This is a genomic window from Caecibacteroides pullorum (assembly GCF_019239235.1).
Taxonomy (GTDB): Bacteria; Bacteroidota; Bacteroidia; order Bacteroidales; family Bacteroidaceae; genus Bacteroides; species Bacteroides pullorum.
The window spans coordinates 1-5,384 of the sequence record NZ_JAAZTS010000049.1 but is presented as its reverse complement, the minus strand read 5'-3'; the positions used below and the strand labels follow the sequence as shown (position 1 = coordinate 5,384).

General features: G+C 58.3%; 6 protein-coding genes and 1 pseudogene. 2 read left to right on the top strand and 5 right to left on the bottom strand.

The genetic code is table 11. The annotated features are described in order from the left end of the window. A partial coding sequence (locus HF894_RS14935) for a PL29 family lyase N-terminal domain-containing protein (RefSeq protein ID WP_218417853.1) occupies positions 1–641 on the bottom strand: 641 nt, incomplete at its 3' end. Between the two features lie 276 nt (positions 642–917). On the opposite strand from HF894_RS14935, the gene HF894_RS14930 reads away from it, so the two are divergent. Beyond that, complete coding sequence (locus HF894_RS14930; RefSeq protein ID WP_204973441.1) at positions 918–1,781, top strand: hypothetical protein; 864 nt, start codon at positions 918–920, stop codon at positions 1,779–1,781. On the opposite strand, the gene ybeY is transcribed toward HF894_RS14930, so the two are convergent. From ybeY to HF894_RS14915, 3 genes are read right to left on the bottom strand one after another with little or no spacing between them, the layout of a single operon-like run. Beyond that, positions 1,774–2,193, bottom strand: coding sequence for an rRNA maturation RNase YbeY (ybeY, locus tag HF894_RS14925; RefSeq protein WP_021846658.1), 420 nt, complete (start codon positions 2,191–2,193; stop codon positions 1,774–1,776). The two genes, HF894_RS14930 and ybeY, sit on opposite strands and share 8 nt — an antisense overlap. 10 nt (positions 2,194–2,203) lie before the next feature. After that, positions 2,204–3,433: a nucleoside recognition domain-containing protein gene (locus HF894_RS14920; protein WP_204973439.1), complete on the bottom strand. Its 1,230-nt coding sequence runs from the start codon at positions 3,431–3,433 to the stop codon at positions 2,204–2,206. Positions 3,434–3,442: 9 nt separating this feature from the next. Further along, positions 3,443–4,435, bottom strand: a complete 993-nt coding sequence (locus tag HF894_RS14915; RefSeq protein WP_394369870.1) for a M20/M25/M40 family metallo-hydrolase — start codon at positions 4,433–4,435, stop codon at positions 3,443–3,445. Between the two features lie 118 nt (positions 4,436–4,553). On the opposite strand from HF894_RS14915, the gene HF894_RS14910 reads away from it, so the two are divergent. Continuing rightward, on the top strand, positions 4,554–5,258 hold the full coding sequence (locus HF894_RS14910; protein ID WP_204973435.1) for a DNA alkylation repair protein: 705 nt from the start codon (positions 4,554–4,556) through the stop codon (positions 5,256–5,258). Here HF894_RS14910 and HF894_RS15245 read toward each other — a convergent pair. After that, positions 5,201–5,384: pseudogene (locus HF894_RS15245) on the bottom strand (hypothetical protein); the annotation flags it as partial. The gene HF894_RS14910 and the pseudogene HF894_RS15245 overlap by 58 nt on opposite strands.

The window sequence follows — 5,384 nt, the reverse complement described above, 5'->3', positions numbered from 1 at the left end:
TCACCTTTCTCGCCGTCCTCGCCGCTGACGCGCGTCCAGGTCTTGCCGCCGTCCACGCTCAGGTAGATGGCGTCGGGCTCGATGTTTTTGTTCTGCGAGTCGGTGGTGACACCCTGTTCGGTGAGCTTCGTGCCTGTGGCCAGCTGGGGCAGCGGGGCGTCGTCGCCGGCGGGGCCTTGGTCGCCTTGCCCGCCCTGCGTGCCGTTGGCGCGGATGGGGTTGCCGTCGGTGTCGGTCAGGAACTCGCCGTTCAGCGTCCAGTACCAGTTGCCGTCGTCGGCTTGCGTGGCACCTATCTGCGGGGTGTCACCCTTGTCACCCTTGTCGCCCTTCGTGCCGTGGTAGATGGTGATGGCGGGCGTGTTCAGGAAGCTGATGGTGAAGCCCACCTCCACGCCGTCCTTTACGACGGGCGTCACGGCGGTGATGTAGTCCGTCGTGCTGAGCAGCGTCTGTAGGGCTTGGATGTTGGTGTTCGTTTCCGCCTGCCAGGCTTCGAGGGCGGCGATGCGCGCGGCCTGTGCGGCCAGTTCTTCGGTGTTTTGGTTCACCTGTTCCCAGAGTTCGGAGTCGTCGTACTTGCAGGCCGCCAAGGTCAGCGCGGCAAGCAGGAGGAGGGTCAGAGTTTTTCTTGTTTTCATATTCATTTGATTTTAGATGGTTTTTCATCGTATTCGTCCGGGGAGGCGGACGCACCGTGGTGCGTCCCTACAGCAAAACGTGCTGCGTTGCTTGCAAATGTAACCAATTATTTGATTTATTCAAACGGAAAGCTAAGTTTTCTGTAAGGAATGTTACTTTGTGCCATCGGGCGGGGCAGCGTTAAAGATGTTGAAATGATTTTCTTCACCGTAGGGAGTATGGCGGTTTTCCGGTATCTTTGGCAGTGAGTTGCATCGCTTGAAAAAGGAGGACATATGAGAAACGTAAGAATATCGGTCGTCTGCCTGCTGTGGCTGGGCGTACTGTTGCTGGGCGTGCAGACCGCTTCGGGGCAGGAAGACAGTACGCGCGTGCGCCGCGACAGCCTCCGAGTGGGCGCTGGCACGCCGCAGTTGCCGGTGAAATCGGGCATTTCGGGCGTTGGTGTGGAGGAGTATCGGCTGGAGCCGTCGCTCGAGGCAGGGCGTGAGGTGCCTGTGTTCCGTCCCGTGCGCCGTGATCCCGACCTGCGCCTGCCCTATCAGGAGAATCCGTCGCTCCGTTTCAAGGGCGACTTTCGGACAGAGGGTAGCCTGTGGCGCTGGCGCACAGGACAGATTTATGGTATGGGCAGCCAGACGAGCCTGCCAGGCATCGGGCTGCGTAACGAGGCCGCCTTCAGCTTTGAGCAGGAACTGAATGATCGTCTCAGCCTGCAGGCCACGGTGGACGCCGTGCGGATGAACATGGCTTACTTCAACCGTCGGCAGTCGCTGGGCCTTTCGGGGGCATTGGTCTACCGGGCGCAGGACCATCTGTGGTTCACCGCTTTCGGCTCGGCGCGCACAGGCGACTTTCTCAATATGCAGTCTTATTCTTACGGGGGGACAATGGGGTTCGACATCACCGAGCGCTTCAGCCTGGAGCTTGGCGTACAGCGCTTCTACAACGACCTGACGGGCCGCTGGGAGACGCTGCCGGTGGTGATGCCGGGCTATCGGTTTAACGACAAGTTCAAGTTGCAGTTCGACGTAGGGCCGATTATCTACGAACTCATCCGCAACGTCATTATTGATCATCGTGGCGGTCGGTCGGACGGCGGGCCTACGATACGGCCACCAGTGCCGGGGTTCAGATAGTTATTAACCCCAGCGCTTTGTTCTCCGCCTCCTCCATAATCTCCCGTTCGCCAGGTCCCTTGTCGTTGATGCCGCAGAGGTGGAGGATGCCGTGGATGATGACACGGTGCAGTTCGCGGCGGTAATCGCCTCCGGCAAACTGGTCGGCGTTGGTGCGTACGGTGTCGAGGCTGATGAAGAGGTCGCCGCTCAGGCGGTTGCCCTCGCAATAGTCGAAGGTGATGATGTCCGTATAGTAATCGTGTTGCAGGTACTGGCGATTTACCTCCAGTATCTTCTCGTCCGAGCAGAAGATGTAGGCTATTTCACCGATTTTCTTCCCGTAGGAAGCCGCCACGGCCTTGATCCATGCCGTCGTTTCGCGCTTTTGGATGTCGGGCATGTCTACGCCCTCAGTTTGGTAAGTAATCATATCCCTATATTTAAAAGAACCAATAACTAATGATAATGCCCGCCACGATGCCCGAAAGGTCGGCCAGCAGGCCGCATGTCACGGCATTGCGCGTACGGGTGACGCCCACGCTGCCGAAGTAGACGGCTAGGATGTAGAACGTGGTGTCCGAAGCACCGCGGACCACGCAGCTCATGCGTCCCACGAACGAATCGGCGCCATACTGGTTCATCGCGTCGATCATCAGGCCGTTGGCTCCACTGCCGCTGAGCGACTTCATCAGGGCCGTGGGTAGCGCGCCCACAAAGCTCGTATCTACGCCGAACCATCCCACCACAGCGCCGATGCCCTCGACCAGTAGGTCCATCGCTCCCGACGCACGGAAGACGGCGATGCCCACTAGGAAAGCCACCAGGTAGGGAATAATGCGCACGGCGGTAGTGAAGCCTTCTTTGGCACCCTCGATGAAGGCGTCATAGACATTCGTCCGCTTCCACACACCCCACAGGATGAAGAACAGGATGATGCTGAACAGGATGATGTTGGCCGTCAGCGTGGAGTAGGTGCCCATCTGGTCGCGCCCTAGGCGGACGAAGAGGTAAATCAGTGCTGCGAAGAACAGCGCGATGCCTCCCACCAGCATCAGGATGGGCTTGCAAAACAAATTGATGCGCTGGCTGATGCTGACCACCGCCACGCCCACAAAGGTCGACACGGTGGTGGTGAGCAGCGTCGGGATGAAGATGTCCGTAGGCTGGGCGGCCCCCATCTGTGCGCGGTAGACCATGATGCTGACGGGTATCAGGATAAGCCCCGAGGTATTGATGACCAGGAACATGATCATCGGGTTAGTGGCCGTATCTTTGTGCGGGTTTAGTTCTTGTAATTCTTTCATCGCCTTCAAGCCCATGGGCGTAGCAGCATTGTCTAGCCCCAGCATGTTGGCCGACAGGTTCATGAAGATGCTGCCCATGGCCGGATGTCCTTTGGGGATGTCGGGGAAGAGGCGGCAGAATACGGGGCTGAGCCAGCGCGACAGGGCGCCTATCATGCCGCTCTGTTCGCCTATTTTCATAATGCCCAGCCAGAGGGCGAGGATACCCGTCAGGCCCAGCGATATCTCGAAGGCGTTCTTCGATGAGTCGAATGTGGCATTCACCAGTTCGGTGAAAATGTCCATGTCGCCCAGAAAGACGAGCTTGCCCAGCGCGACAATGAAGGCAATGACGAAAAAGGTGACCCAGATATAGTTCAGTACCATAATGCAGTGTTAATAAGTTTTTTCATTCGCCAAGTTCCACACGTTGAGGAACGAAGCCTTGGTGATGTCCACCACCTTCTCCCAGTTCAGGCGGTCGGCGTGGTCCGAAGGCTGGTGGTAGTCGGGATGTCCGTCGGTGTGATACCAGATGATGGGGATGTCGCGCATGGCGAACGAGGCATTGTCGCTGCCACCCACGGGGCGGTCCCACGCGCGGTAGTCGGGCTCCAAAGCGAGGTCGTAGCGGGCGATGTCGTCCTTGAGCCACTGCCCGAAGGCTGGGTGAGCGGCGGTGTAGAAGTAAACCACGTGGCGCGGTCGATCGGGCTTGTTGTTGCGCCCTATCATGTCGAAGTTCAGATATCCCTTGACCTTCCCGATGAAATCGCAGCTTTGGACGAAATGCTTCGAGCCTAGCAGCCCCTTCTCCTCACCGTCCCAGAAAGCGATGATGACGTTGCGCAACGGCTTCTGTCCGCTGGCTTGGAAGGCGCGGGCTATCTGCAGCACGGCCGATACGCCCGAAGCGTTGTCGTCCGCTCCGTTGTAGATGGCGTCGTTGGCCAGTGTCTCGTCCGTACCCAGGTGGTCGAAATGGGCACCCACGATGACATATTCGTCCGTCCGCTGGCCGGGGATGACCCCCAGCACGTTGGCCATGCGCAGCACGCGGTGTGTGCCCTGCTTCAGACGGGCGATGGAGTCAGGGTGCACCTGCCAGCGCGCCCCTTTCTGCTGCCTCTCCTTGGCGCAAGCTTCGAAGGGCTGGAAGTAGCTGTCGCCATAGAGCGGACGGATGCCTGCCTCCCGCAGGTTGGCGGCCAGATAGCGTGCGGCCACACGCGAGCCGTGCATACCCGCTTCGCGACCTTGCAACTCATCATCGGCCAGGAAGCCCACGATGGCCTCGGCCGAAGTACGGTTGATACTCTTCAGACCCCGCTCGACAGCGGTCTGTGCATGGACGAGGGACGTGCCGCTCAGGCAGACGGCCCCCATCATCAGGAGGGAAATGACTGTTCTTTTCATACGTAGGGACAAAAATAGGGATAACTTTCCATAGTTTGTCAATTTTTCCCGTATTTTTGCCTCATGCTAACCTCTAATTATTGACCATCAAATGACCAAAACAGAAGAAATACAGGCCGAACTGGAGGCTTACATCGACCCTGTGAAGCGCGAATACCTGCCCAAGTTTTTCAAGACGGGGCGGGGAGAGTATGGCGAAGGCGACCGCTTTCTGGGCGTCGTCGTTCCCAACGTGCGCCTCGTGGCCCGCCGTCATAAGGACGAACCCGCCGAAGTGGCCGCCGCGTTGCTCCAAAGCCCCTGGCACGAGTGCCGCCTCTGTGCCCTGTTGATGCTGGTGGAGCGCTTCAGGAAGAGCGATGAAACGGGGCAGAAAGCCATCTTCGACTTCTACCTGACGCAGACGGCACGCATCAACAACTGGGATTTGGTGGACCTCTCGGCTCCCTACATCGTGGGCGAATACCTGAAGGACAAGCCACGCGATGTGCTCCACCGCCTGGCCGCCGACCCGCTACTGTGGAACCAGCGCATCGCCGTCGTGGCCACGATGCCGCTCATCAAAAACGGCGATTTCATCGATATTCTGACCCTCGTTCCACACTTTTTCCACACGCCCCACGACTTGATGCGGAAGGCCTGCGGATGGATGTTGCGCGAGGTGGGCAAGAAGGACAAGGCTGTACTCGTCCGCTTTCTTGAGGAACATTGCCAGGTGATGCCCCGCACCATGCTGCGCTACGCCATCGAGAAGTTTGCCGACGACGAGCGCCGCCGCTTCATGGCGCGCGGATGAGAGCCAGAAGAGAAAACAAGAAGGTGTGTCAAAAAGCACACCTTCTTTGTTTAGCACAAAGCCCCGACTTTCACAAGCTGGGGCTTTGTTATTACCTAAAGATTTTGTATCTTTAAGCCTAAAGAT

Excerpts from the sequence above, each read along its gene's own strand:
- HF894_RS14930 (WP_204973441.1), top strand. The coding sequence starts at position 918 with ATGAGAAACGTAAGAATATCGGTCGTCTGCCTGCTGTGGCTGGGCGTA.
- ybeY (WP_021846658.1), bottom strand. The coding sequence starts at position 2,193 with ATGATTACTTACCAAACTGAGGGCGTAGACATGCCCGACATCCAAAAG.
- HF894_RS14920 (WP_204973439.1), bottom strand. The coding sequence starts at position 3,433 with ATGGTACTGAACTATATCTGGGTCACCTTTTTCGTCATTGCCTTCATT.
- HF894_RS14915 (WP_394369870.1), bottom strand. The coding sequence starts at position 4,435 with ATGATGGGGGCCGTCTGCCTGAGCGGCACGTCCCTCGTCCATGCACAG.
- HF894_RS14910 (WP_204973435.1), top strand. The coding sequence starts at position 4,554 with ATGACCAAAACAGAAGAAATACAGGCCGAACTGGAGGCTTACATCGAC.